Origin of the sequence: Chromobacterium haemolyticum (genome assembly GCF_009936155.1) — a bacterium.
Lineage (GTDB): Bacteria > Pseudomonadota > Gammaproteobacteria > Burkholderiales > Chromobacteriaceae > Chromobacterium > Chromobacterium haemolyticum.
The window spans coordinates 1,096,517-1,117,445 of record NZ_AP019312.1 but is presented as its reverse complement, the minus strand read 5'-3'; the positions used below and the strand labels follow the sequence as shown (position 1 = coordinate 1,117,445).

Annotated in this window: 34 protein-coding genes; 5 read left to right on the top strand and 29 right to left on the bottom strand. The window is 58.6% G+C overall.

Annotated elements, in window-relative coordinates:
• Nucleotides 1-19 precede the first annotated feature (19 nt).
• Together GYH29_RS05285 and GYH29_RS05280 are read right to left on the bottom strand one after the other, a co-directional pair.
• Nucleotides 20-328, bottom strand: a complete 309-nt coding sequence (locus tag GYH29_RS05285) for an RnfH family protein (RefSeq protein ID WP_019103544.1) — start codon at nt 326-328, stop codon at nt 20-22.
• The gene (locus GYH29_RS05280; RefSeq protein ID WP_019103543.1) at nt 321-758 is read right to left on the bottom strand and encodes a type II toxin-antitoxin system RatA family toxin; all 438 of its coding nucleotides are present in this window, start codon (nt 756-758) and stop codon (nt 321-323) included. Before GYH29_RS05280 ends, GYH29_RS05285 begins: the two co-directional genes overlap by 8 nt.
• 205 nt (nt 759-963) lie before the next feature.
• Here GYH29_RS05280 and smpB point away from each other — a divergent pair, with 205 nt between their 5' ends.
• The 4 genes from smpB (at nt 964) to GYH29_RS05260 (ending at nt 4,965) form a co-directional block, all read left to right on the top strand.
• Nucleotides 964-1,419 carry an SsrA-binding protein SmpB gene (gene smpB, locus GYH29_RS05275; protein WP_019103542.1) on the top strand — a complete coding sequence of 152 codons (456 nt, stop codon included), beginning with the start codon at nt 964-966 and terminating at the stop codon, nt 1,417-1,419.
• Complete coding sequence (locus GYH29_RS05270) at nt 1,419-1,772, top strand: hypothetical protein (protein ID WP_019103541.1); 354 nt, start codon at nt 1,419-1,421, stop codon at nt 1,770-1,772. The genes smpB and GYH29_RS05270 overlap by 1 nt, the downstream gene beginning before the upstream one ends.
• 86 nt (nt 1,773-1,858) lie before the next feature.
• Entirely contained in the window at nt 1,859-3,442 is a 1,584-nt protein-coding gene (guaA, locus tag GYH29_RS05265; protein ID WP_085951926.1) for a glutamine-hydrolyzing GMP synthase, read from the top strand.
• 296 nt (nt 3,443-3,738) lie between these two features.
• Entirely contained in the window at nt 3,739-4,965 is a 1,227-nt protein-coding gene (locus tag GYH29_RS05260) for a tyrosine-type recombinase/integrase (protein ID WP_161523323.1), read from the top strand.
• A 2-nt stretch (nt 4,966-4,967) separates the two neighbouring features.
• Here the strand turns inward: GYH29_RS05260 and GYH29_RS05255 are convergent, their stop codons facing one another.
• The 12 genes from GYH29_RS05255 to GYH29_RS05200 form a co-directional block, all read right to left on the bottom strand.
• On the bottom strand, nt 4,968-5,228 hold the full coding sequence (locus tag GYH29_RS05255; RefSeq protein WP_161523322.1) for a helix-turn-helix transcriptional regulator: 261 nt from the start codon (nt 5,226-5,228) through the stop codon (nt 4,968-4,970).
• A 220-nt stretch (nt 5,229-5,448) separates the two neighbouring features.
• Nucleotides 5,449-5,895, bottom strand: coding sequence for a hypothetical protein (locus GYH29_RS05250; protein ID WP_161523321.1), 447 nt, complete (start codon nt 5,893-5,895; stop codon nt 5,449-5,451).
• A gap of 15 nt (nt 5,896-5,910) precedes the next feature.
• Nucleotides 5,911-6,114, bottom strand: a complete 204-nt coding sequence (locus tag GYH29_RS05245; protein WP_161523320.1) for a hypothetical protein — start codon at nt 6,112-6,114, stop codon at nt 5,911-5,913.
• Nucleotides 6,111-6,434: a hypothetical protein gene (locus tag GYH29_RS05240; RefSeq protein WP_161523319.1), complete on the bottom strand. Its 324-nt coding sequence runs from the start codon at nt 6,432-6,434 to the stop codon at nt 6,111-6,113. The genes GYH29_RS05245 and GYH29_RS05240 overlap by 4 nt, the downstream gene beginning before the upstream one ends.
• Nucleotides 6,424-6,759 carry a hypothetical protein gene (locus GYH29_RS05235; protein WP_161523318.1) on the bottom strand — a complete coding sequence of 112 codons (336 nt, stop codon included), beginning with the start codon at nt 6,757-6,759 and terminating at the stop codon, nt 6,424-6,426. Before GYH29_RS05235 ends, GYH29_RS05240 begins: the two co-directional genes overlap by 11 nt.
• Complete coding sequence (locus GYH29_RS05230) at nt 6,725-6,970, bottom strand: hypothetical protein (protein ID WP_161523317.1); 246 nt, start codon at nt 6,968-6,970, stop codon at nt 6,725-6,727. The genes GYH29_RS05235 and GYH29_RS05230 overlap by 35 nt, the downstream gene beginning before the upstream one ends.
• Nucleotides 6,967-7,530, bottom strand: a complete 564-nt coding sequence (locus tag GYH29_RS05225; RefSeq protein WP_161523316.1) for a hypothetical protein — start codon at nt 7,528-7,530, stop codon at nt 6,967-6,969. Before GYH29_RS05225 ends, GYH29_RS05230 begins: the two co-directional genes overlap by 4 nt.
• Nucleotides 7,523-8,239: a hypothetical protein gene (locus GYH29_RS05220; protein WP_161523315.1), complete on the bottom strand. Its 717-nt coding sequence runs from the start codon at nt 8,237-8,239 to the stop codon at nt 7,523-7,525. The genes GYH29_RS05225 and GYH29_RS05220 overlap by 8 nt, the downstream gene beginning before the upstream one ends.
• 12 nt (nt 8,240-8,251) lie before the next feature.
• Nucleotides 8,252-8,638, bottom strand: a complete 387-nt coding sequence (locus GYH29_RS05215; protein WP_161523314.1) for a hypothetical protein — start codon at nt 8,636-8,638, stop codon at nt 8,252-8,254.
• 2 nt (nt 8,639-8,640) lie between these two features.
• Entirely contained in the window at nt 8,641-9,618 is a 978-nt protein-coding gene (locus GYH29_RS05210) for an HNH endonuclease (RefSeq protein WP_161523313.1), read from the bottom strand.
• 53 nt (nt 9,619-9,671) lie between these two features.
• Nucleotides 9,672-9,968 carry a hypothetical protein gene (locus GYH29_RS05205; RefSeq protein ID WP_161523312.1) on the bottom strand — a complete coding sequence of 99 codons (297 nt, stop codon included), beginning with the start codon at nt 9,966-9,968 and terminating at the stop codon, nt 9,672-9,674.
• Between the two features lie 89 nt (nt 9,969-10,057).
• On the bottom strand, nt 10,058-10,645 hold the full coding sequence (locus GYH29_RS05200) for a hypothetical protein (protein ID WP_198001583.1): 588 nt from the start codon (nt 10,643-10,645) through the stop codon (nt 10,058-10,060).
• A gap of 211 nt (nt 10,646-10,856) precedes the next feature.
• On the opposite strand from GYH29_RS05200, the gene GYH29_RS05195 reads away from it, so the two are divergent.
• Nucleotides 10,857-11,042 carry a hypothetical protein gene (locus GYH29_RS05195; RefSeq protein WP_161523311.1) on the top strand — a complete coding sequence of 62 codons (186 nt, stop codon included), beginning with the start codon at nt 10,857-10,859 and terminating at the stop codon, nt 11,040-11,042.
• A 64-nt stretch (nt 11,043-11,106) separates the two neighbouring features.
• Here the strand turns inward: GYH29_RS05195 and GYH29_RS05190 are convergent, their stop codons facing one another.
• The 15 genes from GYH29_RS05190 to GYH29_RS05120 all read right to left on the bottom strand — a co-directional run bounded on the left by GYH29_RS05190 (nt 11,107) and on the right by GYH29_RS05120 (nt 20,906).
• Nucleotides 11,107-12,270, bottom strand: coding sequence for an RNA-directed DNA polymerase (locus GYH29_RS05190; protein ID WP_161523310.1), 1,164 nt, complete (start codon nt 12,268-12,270; stop codon nt 11,107-11,109).
• 212 nt (nt 12,271-12,482) lie between these two features.
• Nucleotides 12,483-12,839, bottom strand: a complete 357-nt coding sequence (locus GYH29_RS05185) for a four helix bundle protein (RefSeq protein WP_161523309.1) — start codon at nt 12,837-12,839, stop codon at nt 12,483-12,485.
• Nucleotides 12,840-12,878: 39 nt separating this feature from the next.
• Complete coding sequence (locus tag GYH29_RS05180) at nt 12,879-13,481, bottom strand: DUF1566 domain-containing protein (protein ID WP_161523308.1); 603 nt, start codon at nt 13,479-13,481, stop codon at nt 12,879-12,881.
• A gap of 60 nt (nt 13,482-13,541) precedes the next feature.
• Nucleotides 13,542-14,144, bottom strand: coding sequence for a DUF1566 domain-containing protein (locus GYH29_RS05175; protein ID WP_161523307.1), 603 nt, complete (start codon nt 14,142-14,144; stop codon nt 13,542-13,544).
• Nucleotides 14,141-14,455 (bottom strand): hypothetical protein, encoded by a 315-nt coding sequence (locus tag GYH29_RS05170; protein ID WP_161523306.1) that lies wholly within the window; start codon nt 14,453-14,455, stop codon nt 14,141-14,143. Before GYH29_RS05170 ends, GYH29_RS05175 begins: the two co-directional genes overlap by 4 nt.
• A gap of 522 nt (nt 14,456-14,977) precedes the next feature.
• Nucleotides 14,978-15,403 (bottom strand): single-stranded DNA-binding protein, encoded by a 426-nt coding sequence (locus tag GYH29_RS05165; RefSeq protein ID WP_161523305.1) that lies wholly within the window; start codon nt 15,401-15,403, stop codon nt 14,978-14,980.
• Nucleotides 15,404-15,411: 8 nt separating this feature from the next.
• Nucleotides 15,412-16,386 carry a cell envelope biogenesis protein TolA gene (locus tag GYH29_RS05160; RefSeq protein ID WP_161523304.1) on the bottom strand — a complete coding sequence of 325 codons (975 nt, stop codon included), beginning with the start codon at nt 16,384-16,386 and terminating at the stop codon, nt 15,412-15,414.
• A gap of 1 nt (nt 16,387) precedes the next feature.
• Nucleotides 16,388-17,122 (bottom strand): YqaJ viral recombinase family protein, encoded by a 735-nt coding sequence (locus GYH29_RS05155; RefSeq protein ID WP_161523303.1) that lies wholly within the window; start codon nt 17,120-17,122, stop codon nt 16,388-16,390.
• Entirely contained in the window at nt 17,088-18,026 is a 939-nt protein-coding gene (locus GYH29_RS05150; protein ID WP_161523302.1) for a recombinase RecT, read from the bottom strand. The genes GYH29_RS05155 and GYH29_RS05150 overlap by 35 nt, the downstream gene beginning before the upstream one ends.
• 26 nt (nt 18,027-18,052) lie before the next feature.
• Nucleotides 18,053-19,219 (bottom strand): leucine-rich repeat domain-containing protein, encoded by a 1,167-nt coding sequence (locus GYH29_RS05145; protein WP_161523301.1) that lies wholly within the window; start codon nt 19,217-19,219, stop codon nt 18,053-18,055.
• A 26-nt stretch (nt 19,220-19,245) separates the two neighbouring features.
• Complete coding sequence (locus GYH29_RS05140) at nt 19,246-19,434, bottom strand: hypothetical protein (RefSeq protein ID WP_161523300.1); 189 nt, start codon at nt 19,432-19,434, stop codon at nt 19,246-19,248.
• Entirely contained in the window at nt 19,431-19,943 is a 513-nt protein-coding gene (locus tag GYH29_RS05135) for an HD domain-containing protein (protein WP_161523299.1), read from the bottom strand. The genes GYH29_RS05140 and GYH29_RS05135 overlap by 4 nt, the downstream gene beginning before the upstream one ends.
• Nucleotides 19,931-20,410, bottom strand: a complete 480-nt coding sequence (locus tag GYH29_RS05130) for a hypothetical protein (protein ID WP_161523298.1) — start codon at nt 20,408-20,410, stop codon at nt 19,931-19,933. Before GYH29_RS05130 ends, GYH29_RS05135 begins: the two co-directional genes overlap by 13 nt.
• The gene (locus GYH29_RS05125; RefSeq protein ID WP_161523297.1) at nt 20,410-20,628 is read right to left on the bottom strand and encodes a hypothetical protein; all 219 of its coding nucleotides are present in this window, start codon (nt 20,626-20,628) and stop codon (nt 20,410-20,412) included. Before GYH29_RS05125 ends, GYH29_RS05130 begins: the two co-directional genes overlap by 1 nt.
• The gene (locus GYH29_RS05120; protein ID WP_161523296.1) at nt 20,625-20,906 is read right to left on the bottom strand and encodes a hypothetical protein; all 282 of its coding nucleotides are present in this window, start codon (nt 20,904-20,906) and stop codon (nt 20,625-20,627) included. Before GYH29_RS05120 ends, GYH29_RS05125 begins: the two co-directional genes overlap by 4 nt.
• Nucleotides 20,907-20,929: the final 23 nt, after the last annotated feature.

The window sequence follows — 20,929 nt, the reverse complement described above, 5'->3', positions numbered from 1 at the left end:
GACATCCTCTCGGCGGCGGCTAGTTCCCGCCGCCTTTTTTCATCTGTTTTCCAGCCTCGGCGCGTTGACGCCGCACCGTCTTGGGGTCCGCGATCAAGGGTCGGTAAATCTCCACCCTGTCATGCTCGCGCAGCGGCGCGTCGTCTTTCACCGCCTTGCCGAATACGCCCAGCTTCAAGCTCTCCGGCGCCCATTCAGGGACGCGCGCCAGCAGGCCGGACAGCTCCACCGCCTGGCGCGCCGTTGTGCCCGGCGCCACCCGCAAAACCACCAGCTCCTGAAGCTCGGGCAATGCCAACGCCACTTCCACCTGCAAAACTTCAGTCATCGCCGTACACCTTGTCCGCTTCCTTGATGAAGGCGTCCACCAGCGTGCCGGAAATATGTCCGAACACAGGGCCGATGATCATTTCCAGTATCTTGCTGGAAAACTGATAGCTGAGCCGGAACTCCACCTTGCAGCCGATCTCGCCCAAAGGCAGGAAACGCCAGCGACCCTCCAAATGCTCGAACGGACCATCCACCAACTCCATCAGAATGGCCTCGCCCGCTTGATTGGTGTTGCGAGTGGTGAAATGCTGCTTCACTTTCAGATAATCGATGTGCAAGCTGGCCACCACCTGATCGCCCTCGCGCGACAACACCTCGGCCTTGCCGCACCAGGGCAGGAACCGGCTGTAATGCTCGATATCATCCACCAGCGCAAACATCTGCGCCGGCGTATGCGCCACCAATACGCTTTTTTCAACCACCTGCATCCATCGCTCGCTTATCGTCTCCGCTGCCCCATCCCTGGCCGGGAAATTGTCAGCATCGGTAAAAACCGCAAGTTTAACAAAATCCGGCGCGCCCTACCCGGCCTCATCCCGGCTTCGCGTCAAAGCGCTGTGTTTTCATGGCTTTGGCAAGCCGGCTGCTTCTGATACAATAGAGGATTCATTCAAAAAACATCCCGTAGGCGACATGAGCATCATCCAGAACCGCAAGGCCTTCCACGACTACTTCATCGAGGAAAAGCTCGAAGCCGGGCTCGTGCTGGAAGGTTGGGAGGTCAAGGCCATCCGCGCCGGCCGCGTCCAACTGAAGGAAAGCTACGTGGATTGGAAAAACGGCGCGTTCTGGCTGATCGGCTGCCACATCACGCCACTGCAATCCGCGTCCACCCACGTCAAAGCCGACCCGGTTCGTCCGCGTAAACTGTTGCTGTCCCAAGAACAGATCAACCGCTTCATCGGCAAGGTGGAACGCGCCGGCTACACCATGATGGCGCTGGACCTGCACTACACCCGCGGCAACATCAAGGCGGAAGTGGGGCTGGCCAAAGGCAAGAAGCTGCACGACAAGCGCGACACTGAAAAAGACCGCGAATGGCAGCGCGAGAAACAGCGCTTCATGAAAAACCAGCGTGGAGCCGCCTGATGAACCGCAGCGCGGCCTTGCCCATCGTGCTGATTTGCCTGGGATCGGTCTGGTTTCTGAAAAGCACCTCGCTGCTGCCCAACACATCCACCCTGCTCGCCTTGCTTCTGGCCGCCGCCGGAGTCTTGTTGTTCATCGTGGACGGCTTCAACAAATCCACCCTGGTCACCAGCCCGCTGCTGGTCTACGCCGGCGGCGCGATCTATCTCTACGACAATCTGGGCCTGCGCCCCAGCCATCTGCTGTCCTTCGGCATGATCGTCGCCGGCCTGCTGATGCTGCTGGCCCGCAGCGAGCATATACCGGAACGCAGCCGCAGATTCCGACTGCCGTCGAGGGACGGCGAACAATGAAAGCAGGCCCGCGCCGCCGCGCGCTCAACCTCCTGCGACACAATCTCAATCATCATGGCCGCACGGCCCACAACATTTCCTGAAGGATAGGCATGGACAAAGTCCTCATTCTCGATTTCGGCTCTCAGGTCACCCAGCTGATTGCCCGCCGCGTACGCGAAGCTCACGTTTACTGTGAGCTTCATTCGTTTGACATGCCGCTTGAAGAAATCCGCGCATTCGCGCCCAAAGCCATCATCCTCTCCGGCGGCCCGAACTCGGTGTACGAATCCGACTACCAAGCAGATCCGGCGCTATTCGAACTCGGCGTTCCAGTGCTGGGCATCTGCTACGGCATGCAGTTCATGGCCCAGACCCTGGGCGGCAAGGTGGAAAGCGGCGACAAACGCGAGTTCGGCTACGCCCAGATCAAGGCGCGCCACCACTCCAAGCTGCTGGAAGGCCTGCAGGATCAGATCGACGACGCCGGCAACGGCTTCCTCGACGTATGGATGAGCCACGGCGACAAGGTGACCGCGCTGCCGGCCGGCTTCCAGGTGATCGCCGAAACCCCGTCCTGCCCGTATGCGGCGATGGCGGACGAAGCCCGCGGCTTCTACGGCGTGCAGTTCCATCCGGAAGTGACACATACCAAACGCGGCACCGAGATGATCCACCGCTTTGTGCTGCACGTAGCGGGCTGCAAACCCAGTTGGACCATGCCCAACTACATCGACGAAGCGGTGAAGAAAATCCGCGAACAAGTGGGCGACGAAGAAGTCATCCTCGGCCTGTCCGGTGGCGTGGACTCCTCCGTAGCCGCCGCACTGATCCACCGCGCCATCGGCAATCAGCTGACCTGCGTTTTCGTCGATCACGGCCTGCTACGCCTGAATGAAGGCAAGATGGTGATGGAAATGTTCGCGCAGAACCTGGGCGTGAAAGTAGTGCATGTGCAGGCGGAAGCCGACTTCATGAGCAAGCTCGCCGGCGAAAGCGATCCAGAGAAGAAGCGCAAGATCATCGGCGCGGAATTCATTGAGGTGTTCGACCGCGAATCCGGCAAGCTGACCAACGCCAAATGGCTGGCTCAAGGCACTATCTACCCGGATGTGATCGAATCCGCCGGCGCCAAGACCAAGAAAGCCCACACCATCAAGAGCCACCACAATGTGGGCGGCCTGCCGGAAGACATGAACCTCAAACTGCTGGAGCCGCTGCGCGAGCTGTTCAAGGACGAAGTTCGCCAGTTGGGCGTCGCGCTCGGCCTGCCGCACGACATGGTCTACCGTCACCCCTTCCCGGGCCCGGGCCTTGGCGTGCGCATCCTTGGCGAAGTGAAGAAAGAATACGCCGACCTGCTGCGCCAGGCTGATGCCATCTTCATCGAAGAACTGCGCAATACCGTGGACGAGAAAACCGGCAAGAACTGGTACGAGCTGACCAGCCAGGCCTTCGCCGTGTTCCTGCCGGTGAAATCCGTTGGCGTAATGGGCGACGGCCGCACTTACGATTATGTCGTCGCGCTGCGCGCCGTGGTCACCAGCGACTTCATGACCGCCCACTGGGCGGAACTGCCTTACAACCTGCTGGGCCGCGCCTCCAACCGCATCATCAATGAGGTGAAGGGCATCAACCGCGTGGTTTACGACGTGTCCGGCAAACCGCCGGCCACCATCGAGTGGGAATAATATTGCATTAGTCGCTGACATTCAGCAGCTATCGTAAAAATCAGCAGCCCCGGGTATTAGCTCGGGGCTTTCTCTTTTCTGCTTTCGACAACTATCGATTGAAGACGGAATTTTTTACCGGTATTCTTGACGGTATTCCCTATCCGTTTCATCGACTCAAAACACCATACCGTCACAGCGCAAAGCGCATTTTGACGGTATAAATCAGGCTGATATTCAGCACTGGCGCGGCTTTTAGCGGTTTTACCGCCAGCCCTGGCGATGACGGTAAAAACCTGCCCCCGGAGACGGTAACCGTGCTGACAGATACCAAGCTGAAGAATCTCAAGCCACAGGACAAGCTTTACAAGGTCGCCGACCGCGACGGCCTCTATGTAGCCGTGTCTCCTGCCGGCACCATCACATTCCGTTACGACTACCGTCTGAACAACCGTCGCGAAACCCTGACCATTGGCCGATATGGGCCGGCCGGCATCACCCTGGCCGCCGCGCGCGAGGCCCTGATCGAGGCCAAGAAGGACATCGCCGCCGGAAAGTCGCCGGCCAAGGAAAAGCAGCGCGGCAAAAAGCAAGAACGGGCCGCCAAGACCTTCGGCGAGTTTACCGTCGCTTGGCTGGAAGATTACGCCATGGCCGAGAGCACCAAGGCCATGCGCGAGAGCATCCTGAACCGCGACATCCTGCCAACATTCAAGAATCGGAAGCTCAGCGAGATCAGCGACGAAGACCTGCGCGACCTGTGCGACAAGATAAAGGAGCGCGGCGCGCCGGCGACGGCCGTACACGCGCGCGAGATCGTCCAGCAGATTTACCGCTGGGCCATCGGAAAGGGGCAGAAAGTTGTGAACCCGGCCGATACCGTCAGCGCGTCGTCGATCGCAACATTCAAGCCAAAGGATCGCGCACTATCTCCGGACGAGATCCAGATCTTCTTCGCACAGTTGGAGAACGTCAGCACACTGCCGACTATCCGCCTGGCGCTCAAGCTGGTACTGCTCACGATGGTGCGCAAGAGCGAACTGCTCAATGCGACGTGGGACGAGGTGAATTTTACAGATGCGGTGTGGACCATCCCGGCGGGCAGGATGAAGGCGCGCCGGCCGCATAACGTCTACCTGGCCCAGCAGGCCTTCGACATCATGGTGGCGCTCAAGACGTGCGCCGGCGGCTCGAAGTTCATTCTGCCGTCGCGCTATGAAGGGGATAAGGGAATGTCGAATTCCACCCTGAACCGGGTCATTGATGTGACGGTGGAGCGGGCGCAGGCGCAGGGCCTGGCGCTGGAGCCGTTTTCTGTCCACGACCTGCGGCGGACTGGCTCGTCGCTCCTCCATGAGGCGGGATTCAATAGCGATTGGATCGAGAAGTGTCTGGCGCACGAGCAGAAAGGGGTGCGCGCGGTGTACAACAAGGCGGAATACTCTGTGCAGCGGCAGCATATGCTGCAGGAGTGGGCAAGCATGGTGGACGGCTGGATCGCAGGAAAACAATACAAGCCTTCGCTCCTGCCGCCCACGATGTAGGCTCATGCGGCCTTCTTGGTGGGCCGTGTCTTGCGCTGGTGGACATCCGGCCCGGGAACCTTTTCTGCGTCGTTGGCGGCCTCTTTGCGCGCCTGAATCCAGTCCACCACCTCGTCATAATCCCAGACCACGCAGCGGGCGGTAAGCGGGAAGCGCTTCGGGAACTCTCCGCGGCGCTCCATCTCGTAGATAGTCGAGTCAGCCAGCGGGACCATTTTGCGCAGTTCGTCGCGGCGGATTGTGCGTTTCAGGTTGGTATTCATTGCAATTCCTTTTCTATATAAATGATGAAGGGCCGCCCTCGGGCAGCCCTAAAAAACAATCTCCGGATCGGCCCACCGGCCGCCCCACTCCGCCATTTTGTCCGGCAGCCACTCGCTACGGGTGCAGCTCGTTCCGGGCGTCGGCTCAGGCCGCTCCGGGCCCAGGTAGATGACCTCAGCGCCACGGCGCTGGGTGTAGCGGTAGATGGGCGGTTGCGGGTCAGCCACTGGAGCAGCCCTGGATCATCATCGCGGCGTCGATGGCAACATCGAACTCCGCCTCCGTTGGGAATGCATCATCACCGCGTTCTCGGCATACCTTTGCCAGCATCGACTGAATCGCATCCTCAACCTCATACCGATCTTCATCCGATATGAGTTCGGCACGCACAGCCCGATACCGCGCCGCGTCCTGCTCCAGCTCGGCGATGCGCGCGGTCAGCGCCAGGACCGTGGCGGGGTTGGCTGCTGCAGCAAAAGCCGCGTCTCGCTCGCCATCCGCAATGAAGTTCGAGTTGCCGGACAGCAGTACTTTGGGCCCGATGTCGGTATCGACGCAGACATCATATGGCCCCACAACTTGCCGACGTTTTCCTGTTTTCCACGGCCCGGGCGTAGCCGCGCGCGCCAGACTGGCCAGCTCGGCCAGTTGTTCCTTGGTGATCATTGCTATCCTTTCTCGTCAGCCCGCGTTAATCGCGCCGCCGAATTCGCCTAAAACTTTCGCCGTGGCCTTCATCTCGTCCAGGATCAGCGCCGCGTGCCCGTGGTCAACGGCGTAAATCCAGGTGACGAACTTGCCGTCAGCCGTCCCGAACTCGACGCCAAACAGCTTCCACTGCACGCCATTGACTAAGACTGCCGGCTGCAAGATAACTGGGTTCATGCCAGCACCTCCCCCACTTGGGCAGCCACTTCAAGCACTGCGCGCCGCATGGCCGCTGCCGCATCGTCTCCAATCTTGACCACGGCGCAGCAGTAGCAACCATTGAAGGCCTTGATCTCCTTGTCCCCTTGCCTGGTGTCGATCTGCAGCTTGACCTGCAATCGCCGGCTCTGGCCGTCGCGATCATCGGGTCTCCATGCTTCGCGACCAGTTACAGGATCGTCAAAGTAGAAGCTCTGACAGCTACTAACCCAAGCAAGACCGTCGACTTCCATGGCCTTGGCCGACAGTTCAAGCAGTCTCTTCAGTTCAGCGTCCATTGTTTCCATCCTCTCCGCTTCGGCTGGCCACGAGCGCCTGCTTCCATGCCGGCCATGTGTCTATGGTTTCGCCGGCACTCTCCAGCGTTGTAAGGAGCTGTTCCAGTCGCTGCTCCGCGTCCATCTCATATGCTGGCATGCCTTCTTTGCAGCTCGGGCAATACCAAGTACCCAAGCCCGGCGCGTCCGGGTCCGGGATGAAGTTGGCCGGCGGCTCGCCGACAAAGACGGTGCCGCCCACCGGCTGCGTGTGGACGTGCGGGGCGTGGCCGTAGTACGGGTAGCCAACGTCACCATTCGGCGCGGTGCAGTGCTCGCACGCCATCACTCGCCCCTTTCGCTTCTGCGCTCGAAAACCCTGCGCGCCACCATTCAGCAGTGACGCCGCTGGACCAGGGGCAATTGCTAATGCTTCCTCCGCTGAGCGCGTACCGCCGGCCGGCGGCAAAGACTTTGGAGTGCAGGGAGTCGTAGCCAGTGTCGAACTCAACCGGCGGCAGCCGTGTCACTACCTTGTCACCGAGTTTGAGCTTCATTCGGCACCGCCTTCCTGCGCCTCGGCCGCCAGGCGCGCGCCGGCCTCCTTGACCTCCCACGGCTGCAACTTCCGTTCTGAGACAAATTGCCCATCAGGGTGCCGGTACATCAGCCAGCCGTGAAACCGGCCACCATCAAGGCACACGGCCTTGTCGGGGCTACGCTGTACCAGGACAAACCCATCCGGCACGGCATGCGCTTGCTGAACTATCAAGGAATCCTTGACGGTTGCGTGCGCAGCTTCGAGCATGGCGCGCAACTGACGAGCGTAAATGTGCAAACGCGTAACATTTCGACTTGCGACTTGTAGGAGTTGCCACGTCTCGAAATGCTCGTCACTCCATGATTCTGGCTTTAGCTTTTGGGCGTAATCGAGATCAGCAATACTCACGCGCCCGGGGAAGTCCGGCACTACCGCTACCGTGGGCTGGAGGCTGGTGGCCTCGGCTGCTGCGATGGCGGCCCTGGCAGGCGAGAACACATCGTTGTCCCAAGCCATGCCGGCTTCGCCCTGTATATGTTTCAGCGCCTCAAGCAGCTGCTTTTCCAGTTCAGTCATGTTGCTTCTCCTTGCCGGCCAGCATTGCGCCTCGGCATGAATTCCAGCCGTAAACAAAATCCAGCGTTCCCTGCTTGTATGACTTCCATGCAGGAACTGGCGGAGCGGTGTAGAGCGCAGTAACGTCCGGGAGGTCTTCCCAGCAGGATTTGCAGCCCGTCGAGTCGATAAACGAGGCGTTCGTCCCGCGCTTCACATGCGCCACCGGCTCGGGGGCCGGCTTCTCTCGGGCCGCCTCTGCCAACACAGACGGATCGGCGCCGCGCTGGTGCAGCATCATCGCCAAATTGGCCACGTCCTCGAAGTTGCCGGCGTTGTCTTTGCCGATGTGGTCGACGAGCAGCTGCGCCAGGTACCCGACGGAGCATTTCGACGGGTCGTCCCAGCCGGTGCGGCCCTTGGCGCGCGCGTCCGCGAGCTTGGCTTTCATGGCCAGCGCGAAGCGGTCGACTGCAACGTCGTCCGGGTGCCGGCTGGCAGTGGCGGCGAGAATGGCGTTGAATGCCTCGGCGGCGTCAACCTCGTCCGGCTCACTCGCGCCACATACCGCGCAGAAGTATTCGCCGTCGCCGAAGAGAGGGTCTTCAACCAGTCGGCATTCTTCGGAACTGCCCAGCCAGCCGCATTTGCCACACAGGCACAGGAAGTAACGCCCCGCCACCGGTTTGGTGCCAATGGCGCGCGCGGCGTCGATCAGGTTCTGTTGCATTGTCATGCCTCCTTACTCCAGTTTTGCCGCGGTAATTGCGGCCAGTGCTTGGCGTTCGGCATCGGAAAACGCCCCCGGCTTGTCGCCCTTTACGGTAGCCAGCAGGTTTTCGAGTGCGGCGAGCAGTTGGGAATGCTCTGCCAGCTTCTTCGCGACCTGCTTATCAACGGCAAGGCGAATCTGGCCGCCGTCTTCCAGCGCTTCAGTCGGGACACCTTTCAGGGCGTTGACGCAGGCCACGATGCGGCGGCAGTTCGCGGCTCTCATTCGGGGATTGTTGGCTCCGAAGTCCAACGCAACTGCCACGGCTGCTTGATCTCCCATGGCACTGATGACGGTTTCCAGATGGCCATCGTTGTCGTAGGTTTCGGCCACGCACCACGGTTCCGGTGTATGCATGCTCACGCCTCCACTTTTTTGAACGAAATTCGCCACACATACGGGTTCGCATCCCAGCTGCCGGCGCCGTAGAGCTCTACCCATAGCAGCTTGAACCATGTAATTGGGTCGTGAGGATTGGGCTTGCCGTCGACCATTGGCGGCCAGCCTTCGTCCTGAGCGTCAGCGAAGGTGATGTCCTGCAGCCGCTCAACGCGGACATCGGTTATCTCCAGCAGGATGGTGGGAATTCGATCTGTCGGGGTGTTCGGCTCAATGATTTCAAGCTCTGCGCCTGATACAAGTTGGCATATGGCAGATTGGGTCATGCCAAGCATTCTTGCCGCATGGCGCTGGCTGAAAAGCCCGCGCTCAATCCCCCATCTGACGTGCTCGCGCTCAACATCGGAAAGCTTGGCGGAATGATGCTTTTCTCCCTCAATACCATTTCCATGGAACTTTCTGTCGCGCCAATTTTCAGCCTGTGTACCCCACGCTAGATTTTCAGGAAGACTATTTTCAGGATTGCCATCAAGATGGCGAACTTGTGCGCTGTCAAATGGGGCTGCCCCGTAGAATGCTTCACAGACTAATGAGTGCACCGTTCTAGTTGTTTTTCGGCTGCCGTCCATAATGGTGACTGACGGGTAGCCATTAGCATTGCCATGGGCTTTTAACGGTCGCCAGTCCCCCCTGGCGCGCGAGTAGATAACCCCATCACTACCGGCGCAGTAATTTCTGCCAACGTGCGGGATTCCCTTGGAAACAATCAGCCGGTCGCCGGGCTGGCCGTAGGGGCATTGGGCGTCGATGAATCCGTGTTGCCACGCCCCATCGACTTGCTGGCTCAGCGTAAATCCATCGATCCATGCGTCCAGTTCTCGCAGTCGCTCTTGGGTTACGTCGGGTTGCGGCTTGATGATCCGCCGCGTCTGGGTTTTGGCGCCGGCCAGCAGCGCGCGGATCATCTCGCCGCTGAACAAAATCGGGCGTTCTTTCATGCTCACTCCCAATAAGTAAGGGCCGCGTGCGGCCCTGTAGTTTTCTTGACGCTTTAAGTAGAGCGCTTCCATGTCCTTTTTTTGCGGCGCGCCCAGCGTCGATCTGCGTCTGCGGGTATCTGAATTGCAACGTGGTCAGGTTTTTCTCGCAAAATCGTCCTCAACTTTTCGTTTCCGGCAACATGAATTGCAATGCCAGGTTTGGAACTGAGGATTTTTTTTCCTTTGATGTCTGTGCTGTAGAACATATAGCTGCGGCACAAGCCGGTTCCGCGATCAACTGCTAAGAAGTAGGCTTCGCCATCAATGATTTCGTCAGCCGGTACAATTTTTATCCAAGCCTGAACCATGTGTGCCTCTCAATGAAATTGGGCCGCCGCGGCGACCCATCGAATTACCATCCGGCCATCTCGATAGCCGGTGCGGACCCAGCGGCCGGTCATGCGGCGGCCCTTTCGTTCTGCTTTGCACAGAGCTGTGCGACCTGGACGAGCCACTCAGCAAACGCCGGCGGCGTATGCTCGCGCTCGGCCTTAGTTATGGATGGCAGCCGAGGGTAAGACTTCGTGGGACGGACGCAGTGGGTTGGGCGGCCCGGGCGGAACGGGATGGGCGGCAAGTCACGCGGCGCGCAGCCAACGATGTAGAGCCACGTCGCTTTCTCGGCGCGATGCCCCCAGTGGAACTGCTCGACCGCAATACTCCAGCCGCCATACTCGTCTTGAAACTCACCGGGCTTTGGTAGAAACGCCTCATTCCACAGTGAGCTTTCCGCCGGATGCTCAAGCACACCACCGAATTGGCGGATTTGCCGCAGAGCAAAGAGCGCCAACTCCTTTTCACCCGAGCGGGGTTTTGCAAACTGCCGCAGCCGGCCCCAGGCTCTGCATGGAGGATGAGCCACGACTGGGCAGCCGCCGGGCCACGCCATAGCATCACGCTCTGCGTCCCAAGCATCTACGCCGACCATCTGCTTGTAGACGCTGTCGGCGCGGACAAACAAGGCGGCCACTGGCTGCAAGGTCATACGGGCTCCTCGCGGGCGTTAAAAAGCCCACTTGCGTGGGCTTCGTTCAGGCCGGCTGTGGCGGCGCCGGTGTCGGGTGCTTCCTGCAGGTGTTGCGGGTTCATGCTGCGATCCTTTCTCAAAAGTGCTGGGCTCAAATTTCGTGGTTTCGCGTATTTGCCCACATACTTCCAGTTGCCATACTTCATCACCACGCCAAAAAGGAGCTGCCATGGAAGAACTATCTGCTGAAGAACAACAGTGGCTTTCAACCGTGCTAAACAGTCCAGACCCGGTGACAGGCATGCCGGAGGATGTTGCGTACTCGCTTGAAATGAAGTTTCTAATTGAAAGGTCTCTTGATGGCGGCCATGTGCCATCCATCAAAGCGGTTCAGTCAATGAAGTATCTTGGCTGAGCCTGTGGCTGGTTGATCGGAGCGCCGGGATTGAGCCGGCGCCACTGCGCGAGGTCGTCGTCGGTCATGGAGTTTTCTTCCTAAAGATTTTGGTTAAATCATGATTGACGCAGTAGCCACGTCTTCTAAGCACGTTGGCTAGTTTTGCGCGGTCATGGTGGCTTGAAGTTGCTTGGCCTAGAAGTCCGAAATAGCTATTCGCTGTTTCGAAAATCTGATCAGCTGAGACACTGGCCGTCCTGTATATGGCCTGCCTGAATGAGCGGCGTCTCGTTGTCCGGTGCCATGGCTTGATGACTTGCCCGACAAAATCTATTCCCCTGACGATTGGCTGCAGTATTGTTTTCTTTGGGTTCAGCCTGGCATGAAGCATTTCTGGCAAGAAAGCATCAATCTGTTGTAGTGCGCCGTTAAGCCACTGCGGTGACTCGTGCAGGATTACAAAATCATCGACGTAGCGGATATAGTGGCGCGCGCCAATACGGTGTTTGGCGAACTGGTCTAGTTCGTTCAGGTAGACGTTTGCGAAAAACTGGCTGCTGAGGTTGCCGATCGGTAAACCGAGGTGCGGAGCTTGCTCTAGAAGCTGCTTATGCGGCGGAACTCGTGCCAAAAGCCCAGGCGAACCACGATATTCGAAATCTTGGCGCGGATCGTGAAACAGAATCATCTCGGCCAGCCACATCCACCAAGGCTCGTGTATCTTCTTGGCGAGCAAGCTGCGCAACACCTGTTTGTCAATGCTGACAAAGAAATTGGCGAGATCCCCCTTCAGGTAGTAGGCCGGTCGGCTCCAGTTCTGCGTGATACTGCGAACCTTTGCTTCCAGTCGCTCGGCTGCGTATAGCGTTCCGCGTCCCGGTATACAGGCGCAGCTGTTAACAATAAAAGAGGCATGAAATCTTGGCGCCACCTTGTTGTAGAGCAGGTGATGCACAATACGATCTCGAAAATCAGCCGCCCATACTTCTCTTGGCTTCGGTCTGGTGACAACGAAGCATATTGACCTGCCAGGCCGATAGCTTCCATCTTCTAGTTCTTCGTAAAGCTGGAACAGGTTCCGCTCCAGTCTGGACTCGAAAGTCAGGGCGCTGGAGGTATTGCGTTTGTAGCGGCGGCAGTCGAAGTAGGCTGCCACCAACTCCTGAAAAGAAAAGCCAACGCTTGAATCTGCGGACGGCTCGTGCACGCAATTTGTTGTTCTTGTCGTTGTTGTTCTGATTGCCATTTTTGAAGTTCTGTTCGTATGCGTTGTTGCGCGAGTACTGCGTCGGTTCGTGCTATCTACGTCGCCCCACTGAAGGTTTGGCCAATCAGCGAAGAAACTGCGCCAGACCTGCCCAGCTTCTGCTGGCGGTATCCCTAGAGCGCATATCGGTGGCCTCGTGAGCCAGCGGCACGACCAGATTCAAAATCGCACAGGATTGATCGCCTTGACGATCAGCCAACGGGCGATGCGGCGGCGTGCCTCCTCCAGCCTTGGGCTTGCTTGCCCATCTTCCCCGTCAGCTCGATGGCCTGGGCGTACTGCCCTCGCGAGATCAGCCGCATGTCAACAGACAGCCGGAGAGTCAGATCCACTACCTGCAGGCGCTCCAGCATCTCCACTAGGTGCGGCACTTTGTCCCTTGCTGCGTTGGCCCGGTAGACCAAAATCGACAGGAAAACACATTCACGCCGTAGTTCATCACCAAGAGAGCGCTTGAAATCGCGGGGCATCGTGGTTGTGAGCCGGGTGATCAGCGCCAGTAGGTCGTAAGTCACCTTGTAAATCGGAAGTTGGGTATGCAATGCCATGGTGTTTAATGAGCGCGGGGCGAGCCCGCGCTGAAATGGTTAAATGGCTGAATTGACCAATCTGCGGACGGCTCGTGCACGCAATATGCTGTCCTTGCCGTAGCCGTACTGAGTGCCATTCGTGAAGGTCTGCCCGTAGGCGGTGTCGCGCGAGGACTGCGTGCTGGACCAGTGCCACTCTTTATCAAACAACTCAGGAACATTCGCGTAGCAAAGGGACAACTCGCGACGTGCCGGCAAGTAGAAGTCGGCGTGGCCGTCGATGACCAGGCCGGCCGCCCACTTGGCAGCGGGGTGGTCACGCTCAGACTCGCAGAGCGCCAGGGTATTGGCCAGGCCGTCGAAGTCACTCTTGGCGTCCGGCTCGTCGTGGTCGTAACCGCCCCAGGCTATCTCTTGCACGTTTGAGGCCGGGTCGGTCGGCACGACCAGGTGGTAGTCGGGTGCGTCGTGCTCTGCACGCATCAAGCCAGCATAGATACCACCCTGGCCGGGCCAGGCTTCGCCGATTCTCGGCAGCTTGGAGTCGCTGCGCGCCGCCGGCTCGTGAAGGAATTTCTCGATAAGTATGCGCGCGGCTTCTTCAGCCGGTACCGACAACGTGGCATTACCAAGTGGAAGGTTGATGGTTGCTTGCTTCATGAATCACCTCAGAAAAAGAAATTGCCGAGCGCTGCGCGCCCGGCTAAATGGATGAATGGATCAATTGCTGATGAGAACCCTGCGGACGGCTCGTGCACGCAATGTGCTGGTCTTGTCGTAGCTGAGCTGAAGGCCATTCCAGAAGCTCTGTACGTAGGCGAGGTAGCGCGAGTACTGCGTAGACGACCAATACCAACCAGGATCGAATGCCTCCGCTCCTCCGGCAATGAAGGCATCGACGGCTGTCTGTGCCGGTTCATGCTTGGTGTACGGATAGCCAACCGGAATACTGCTAGCGTTTTCACCGTCTCGGAACGCGCAATAGTTTTCATCCGACGTCGGCTTCAGGTACCGAAAGCACATTTCCAATTCATCACGGCCCGGCAGATACCAGTCTCGTAGGCCATTGATATCAAGCCTAGCAATCAAAGAAGCGAGTTCACTACCTGCCTCTGCCATGTGCCTGGTATTTTCAGCACCATCACAGCAACTGCGTGCGCCAGGGATCTCCACGCCATGCTCTCCCCACGTGCCCTTGGTCTCCCCGACGGATTTCGGCGCCACGATTAGGGCATATTCGTCGGATCCAACATGAAAGCGGCAAACATAAAATCCGCCGCCGAATGCCTCACCCGGCTTTGCCTGAAAATTCTCCATGCTCATCTCCATTCCAGATCTAACGATCTGGTTGTCTTGCGATAAAAAATCAGTTTCCCATCCCGCTTCGCCACCACGAGAAGGCCTAGCTTTAATCCGTCCTGACATATCTTTCTTGCCGAATCCAAGCTCATGCAAAGCAAGTGCATCGCCTCTTTCGCCGTGAATATCGAGGAGGGCAACTTGCCAACTTTTTCGATGACAGTGGTCCGGCTGTATGTCAGAACAACCGATTTGATTGTTAACTTCGGCACCACAAAAAGCTGAGCCAGCGCCGGCACAACCCGCGGCTTACTTCTCAGTGGCGGGTAGTTCATTGCGCTCTCTCAATCCACTCCGTAGCCAAGAGTTTTCTTGCTTCAGTCCGGCTACTTCATCGGCAAGCCTGTGGTTGGCTTCTTCGAGTGCTTTGCACGATTGGCACTCGCCTTGTTTCTCGTCGTGTTCGCACATGATGTGCTCCAAAGAAGAAGCCCGCTGATGGCGGGCTTGTTTTCGTAATGCCGAGCGGATCCACATTCGGCGGCGGTGGGGTTTTACTAGCATTGCTATTCGGTGTCCTCGGCACCATCTTCCTCTTGTTTTCCTTGCCATGGACGAACAGGGTGAAGCGGGCACCGTGTGATCTGGCATGTTCTGATCTGCCCTCTTGGATTTGGGTCTGCTCCAGCTCCAACGCATTCCCAGCACATTGCTTTAATTGCCAGAGCCTTTGAGCGAGGATTTGCTCTGGCTTTTTCAATCGGGTCAAGCCGCACTGCCTGAACGCCAGACTGGCGCAGTTCTTTAGCTCGCTCCCTAGCGATCTCCAATGGCGATTGGCTCATGGGAACCTCCAGTTAGAATGGGATCGAATCGTCGTCCAGATCATCCATTTGCTTCGGTGCAGGACGTTGCTCCTGACGCCGCGGCGCGGCCGGCGGATCTTGGCGGGATGACCGCGACTCGCCGGCTTCCTGGCCGCCACCTTGAAGGCTCAGCTCATTGACGCGCACATCTGGTGACAAGCGCTTGTTGCCATCCTTGTCTTCCCATTCGCGCATGGTCAGTTGGCCGTAAACGGTTACCTGCTGGCCTTTGGCCAGGTAATTCTTCAGCGATTCACCGCGCTTGCCCCATACCTGGCAGCTGAACCAGTTGGTGCTCTTGCGCTCGCCAAAGCCGATGTCGCTGGCTACGCGGAACGACAGTACCGGCTCACCGCTGGGGGTGTAGCGCAGCTCGGCGTCGGCGGCTAATCTGCCGTCGAAAGATATGCTGTTCATGATTGTCCTCAGTATTGGATGGCGACATGGCGCACTTGTTTTTTGACGATGGCGCAGACTACGGCCTTGGCTTGTTCTTCGTTCAGGCTGGTAGCCATCAGGTCATCCAGCGCCTCACGATTCACCATCGCACGGTGGGCAGTATCGGCTGCTCGGCGGCGTTCTTCGGCGGCCTTCGCCTCAGCTTCCTGCTCTTGCCGGCGCCGTTCGGCCGCGGCAGCTTCCTCGGCGGCTCGCTTTGCGTTTGCTTCAGCCTCGATGGCCGCCTGCCTGGTGCGCTCTTCTGCTTCCGCTTTCTCGCGGACGGCTCGTGCTTCGGCATCCTTTGCGCGTTGCTCGGCGGCTTCGCGCTCCTGTTCTGCCCGCTCGGCGGCAAGCTTTGCTTCAAGCTCGCGACGCATGGCGGCCTGTCGCTCGGCCTCGACCTTTTCCTCAGCTTCACGACGCGCTTTCTCTTCAGCCTGACGCGCTATCTCGGCCTCGCGTTCTTGCTGGGCGCGCAGATCGGCTTGGCGTTTTTCCTCGGCCAAACGGTCATGCTCGCGGTCCATCAGCAGCGCTATTTCGTGATCGGCTTCGATCTGGCGAGCGAGGGCTGCAGCCTCTTCGGCGGCCTTCTGTTCAGCGGCGATGCGTTCTTGCTCCGCTTCCCAGTCGGTCAATGGCTGACGAACTTCGTCTTTAAGAGCATCTAGGGAATCCCGCATGTATTTGCGGTTTTCGTCGATCAGCTTCGGCAGCTCCTTCAGTTCAGCCACGCGCTCCTTGGCAAGGTCATCCAAGTAGGTTTTAGCCTTAGCCACGTTGTATGCCACGCTGGCAATGCTCTTGCGACTAGTCGCCGTGGACAGGTCCGGCGCGATGCTCATAGCCTTGGTGCGGATCTGCTCCAATATCCCGTCAAGGGTTGGTCTATGTAGAAAGACCTCCTGAACGGAGGTCTTTTCGATGACTACGAGGTCTTTGATGTCTTCGGCTGCCATCTCATGCCGCCTTTCTGTTATCGATTAGATGCGACCATTGATCACCGAACGTGTAGCCCAGCTTTTCAAGGTTGCGATCCATGTCGTAGGTGAATTGCCCGATTGCGTCGGCAAAGGTTTTCATCTTGGCCTCGTCTCGCTCAATCGTGACGCTGTGGAATATGTAATTGCGGACATCTGGGTCGTGGTTGGCAAATACCCAGGTTTCACGACCAGTAACGAACATGGAAAACTGAACCTGCTCTAGGTATTCCGGCTTGACCTCCTCGTCAAAGACGAACTTTAGATAAACCGCCGTATTGAACGGGTTCTTTGCCTCAATGCCGGACAAATCGCCAATTAGACCGTCAGGGCTAGCCCCATAGCGCATATGGTCATCGCCATATATGAACGGAATGGACTCGATTTCAATGCCGCAGTCGAAGGCATACAGGCCAACACAGGACGATTCCTGCTCATGTCCCCATGTCGTCGCCTTGCCACCGCTTCGCTTCTGCTGCCCTGTGGCAACTTCTGCGATCAGTTCCATCATGTAAGTGCGTCGTGCCTCTCCAACGCTACCTGCGGTGCGGCCTTTGGCAATCAGATCCCTGGCTCGGCTGGCGGTGATGACGCCAAATCGCATGATTTCCCACTCGTGGGAACCTTGTTCAACCTTGGAACCATCAAAGCCCATCCGTCCCAGTGTCAGCCGTGCAAGGTCATGCCGTAGCTGCTGATTGGTTCTTGGTGTCATTGATCTTCCTTTGCACAAAGGAGATGAGGGTTTGCATGTCGACCATGGTCACGCTCTCCATGCCCTGTCCTCTGTATGGCGTGTTGCGGGGGTATGCTGACGAAAGCTGCTCCCACGTTCTGCCGTATTCTTCCAGCAGCTCCGCAAGAAGCGCCTGTTGTTCTTGTGTACTGGGAGTGACATCACGCTCAGAATCACGAACAAACCCCTCTCCACCCTCGGTGTCCATGTGGTGGATGGCCTGCTGAAGCCGATCACGGTGCGGCCAGTATTTCGATGCCTGCTTGACGACCGTCTTCTTGACCATCTCCAATTCATCCGTGACCCATGGACATTTCTTGGAGCTGTCCTGCTGATACTTCTTCCAAGCCTCGGAACGATCGCGGATCGAGTAAATGTCCGCGATGGTCATGCAGTGGGTGAGGTAGTCGCCGCCATCAGTCTTGACGACCACATACGCGCCGATGATCTTGCCGCGTTGCTCATCGGTGGCGAATGGGCTGTATTTATGAATTGGCGCGGTGTCGATTGCCGTTAGCTCGAACGTGTCGCTCTCGCGGACGATCAGCGCTTGCCCCCACTGGATAGCGCCGGTCTGCTGGGCGAGGTGCATCATGCCCATATAGCTTATGTCGAGGCATACTTTGCCCTTTCGCGGCACAAGGTAAGCTTGCTTCTTGGCTGGGTTCAGACTGATGCCGATGGCGGCCACATTGACCACAGCGTCGACAAAAGACTGTCGGTTGCCATAGGCGATTTTCGCCAAGAAGTCGTTGCCTTGCAGAATCTGCATGGCAAACCCCGACTCAGCGCCGAAGTTGAGCGTAGGATCGGAAAGCACCGCGTCAAACTGCGGCGCAATCGCGGTGATGTCTCCTTGCAGTGTTTCCAGTTGGTTTGCCATATCTGTCTCGTGAAGTAAAAGGCCACTTAGGCGGCCTTGCTAAGTTTGATTGCCAGCTCAGAGACGCAGTCCCTTGCCGCCTGTTTGTATTTCTCAGCAGCGGCGCCGTTGTAGCTGTCGTCTACAGCTGCTTCGAACTTATCCAGCGGCCCCCAAAAACAACCGGCTGCAATGTGCGGCACATCGCCAACCCAGGCCGCAAAAATAGTCCGATCGTTGCGGCCGCATTTCTCGCGATATGCGACGTTCGAGATTTTGGCCGGGTCTAGATACACCGAGTCCGCAGTGAAATTGTCAGGCAGCGCGGTGATGCCGGTGCCCTCCAGGTCCAGGTAGCCGCCGACGGTCAGGCCATCGGGCAGCGCGGTGATGCCGGTGCCCTCCAGGTCCAGGTAGCCGCCGACGGTCAGGCCATCGGGTAGCGCGGTGATGCCGGTGCCCTCCAGGTCCAGGTAGCCGCCGACGGTCAGGCCATCGGGTAGCGCGGTGATGCCGGTGCCGCGCAGGTCCAGGGAGCCGCCGACGGTCAGGCCATCGGGCAGCGCGGTGATGCCGGTGCCGCGCAGGTCCAGGTAGCCGCCGACGGTCAGGCCATCGGGCAGCGCGGTGATGCCGGTGCCGCGCAGGTCCAGGTAGCCGCCGACGGTCAGGCCATCGGGCAGCGCGGTGATGCCGGTGCCCTCCAGGTCCAGGGAGCCGCCGACGGTCAGGCCATCGGGCAGCGCGGTGATGCCGGTGCCGCGCAGGTCCAGGGAGCCGCCGACGGTCAGGCCATCGGGCAGCGCGGTGATGCCGGTGCCGCGCAGGTCCAGGTAGCCGCCGACGGTCAGGCCATCGGGCAGCGCGGTGATGCCGGTGCCCTCCAGGTCCAGGGAGCCGCCGACGGTCAGGCCATCGGGCAGCGCGGTGATGCCGGTGCCGCGCAGGTCCAGGTAGCCGCCGACGGTCAGGCCATCGGGTAGCGCGGTGATGCCGGTGCCCTCCAGGTCCAGGTAGCCGCCGACGGTCAGGCCATCGGGCAGCGCGGTGATGCCGGTGCCCTCCAGGTCCAGGGAGCCGCCGACGGTCAGGCCATCGGGTAGCGCGGTGATGCCGGTGCCGCGCAGGTCCAGGTAGCCGCCGACGGACAATTTCCCATCATCTGCTTCCGTAAAATCGATGCCACGCTTTGCCAGATAAGATTTCAGATCCATTTCACTTCTCCAAAATTTAAGGCCGCTTAAGCGGCCTGTTGAATGGGTTCATCCCCTGCGAGTTGCCGGTACATTCGGCGCTCTTCGCTATCGTCGCGCCGGCGTTTCAGCTCTGGCGGCATGGGTGGGGTTTTGATGTTGGGTTGAAGGTCGTGGCTACGTGCACGCTGCTTGATTTCCAGCCAATCGCGGATCGTGGTGTCGTGGCCGATCATGTTGCGTTTCCTCTATTGATTTGGTTGCGCGCCATCTCGACTAGCCTCTGGTCTGCCTTTGTCAGAACATCTAGCAGTAGGCGTTTTTCCTCGAGGTAAACGGCAGCGAACTTCGGGTCGTGCTCGACGATGCTGGAGGTGTTGCTGATCATGTCGGCGACTTTGATCGTTTGAACCCACCATGGTGCCTCGGATAATCTGAGGCGGCTGGCGGCTTTTCTTTCTGCACGATTGCCAATCTCTATATCAGACAACAGCATGACGCCGCATGCCACTTCAGCGCCGAATTGACGCATGAGATCTCCGAGTTTGATTGCCTGATCCTCAACGCAATCGTGAAGCCATGCCGTTGCCACCAAGGGATCAGAGTTTGGAGATTCGACAACTGCGGCCACAATTCCAGCAACCTCGGCAAGGTGGTCGGTGTACGGTTTGTTTGTGTATTTTTGCCGCTGATTTGCGTGTACCTTGAACGCAAACTGCATCGCTTGAAAAGCTAGGATGCCCATACAACCTCCGCACTCAAAACACTGGCTTCTCTAGCGCGCTCAAAATCTTCACGCATCAGACCGATAATTTGCCCATCATCCGTAAGCGTGGCGTTGATGAACGGCTTAATGGCATTCAACAACTTATCCCGCTGTGCCTCTGCCCTATCCGCCCGCTCCGTCTCGCCGGCCTGCATGGCCTTGGCCGCTTTGAGTGCAAGACCCTGAGCGGCGTAGTCGGCTTCGAGCTTTTCGACGCGCTGGCGCATATCGTCCGCGTAGACAGTCAGCGACATCACACCGCCTTCTACCCTGGCCAACTCTTCAAGGTCATCTTGCGGCATGCCGGCCACGGCGTTTACTGCGGCCACGATGCGGCAGGCGTTGTCCATGTCTAGGCTGGTAAGTTTCGCGATGGTTTGTCCGACGGGGCCAACGATTTGATATGGCGCATCAGAGATTGACCACGGCTCTGGTGTGTACGTCATCACGCCGCCTCCTTGTTCATGGGTACCCCATACCGCGCAACCCACATTTCAACCGCGCCGCACAGTGCGGCCAACTCGTCCGGGTACTCGTGCAGCATCGCGTAAACGCGGTCGCGCTGCTCTTCAGACCAGACGGAAATCTTGCCGCGCTCTGGCCGATGGAAATGGATGTCCAGGCGGTGCAGCGCAATGGCGTTGATAGCTTCGATAGGTGTCATGCTGCTTTCTCCATTTCACACCGGTAGTAATCGCCAGCGGCTTCATCCAACAGCTGTCCGGCCAGGTCTTTTGCTGCACGGACATCACCGGCATACGCTGCCGCCAATGCCATGGCGCTGAGTTGCCGCGTCTTTTCGTTCCTGCCGGCGGCGTCATCCCAATCAACGCCGTCCGCGATGTACGCATCACGGGCCCGCTCGATGTCTAGCCGCTCCTCTTCTGCTCGCGTCTCCGCCGCGATATGCCGCGACAGATCGCCAATAACAGCGCAGCCCATTACAGCTGCTCCGCGGCTTGCAC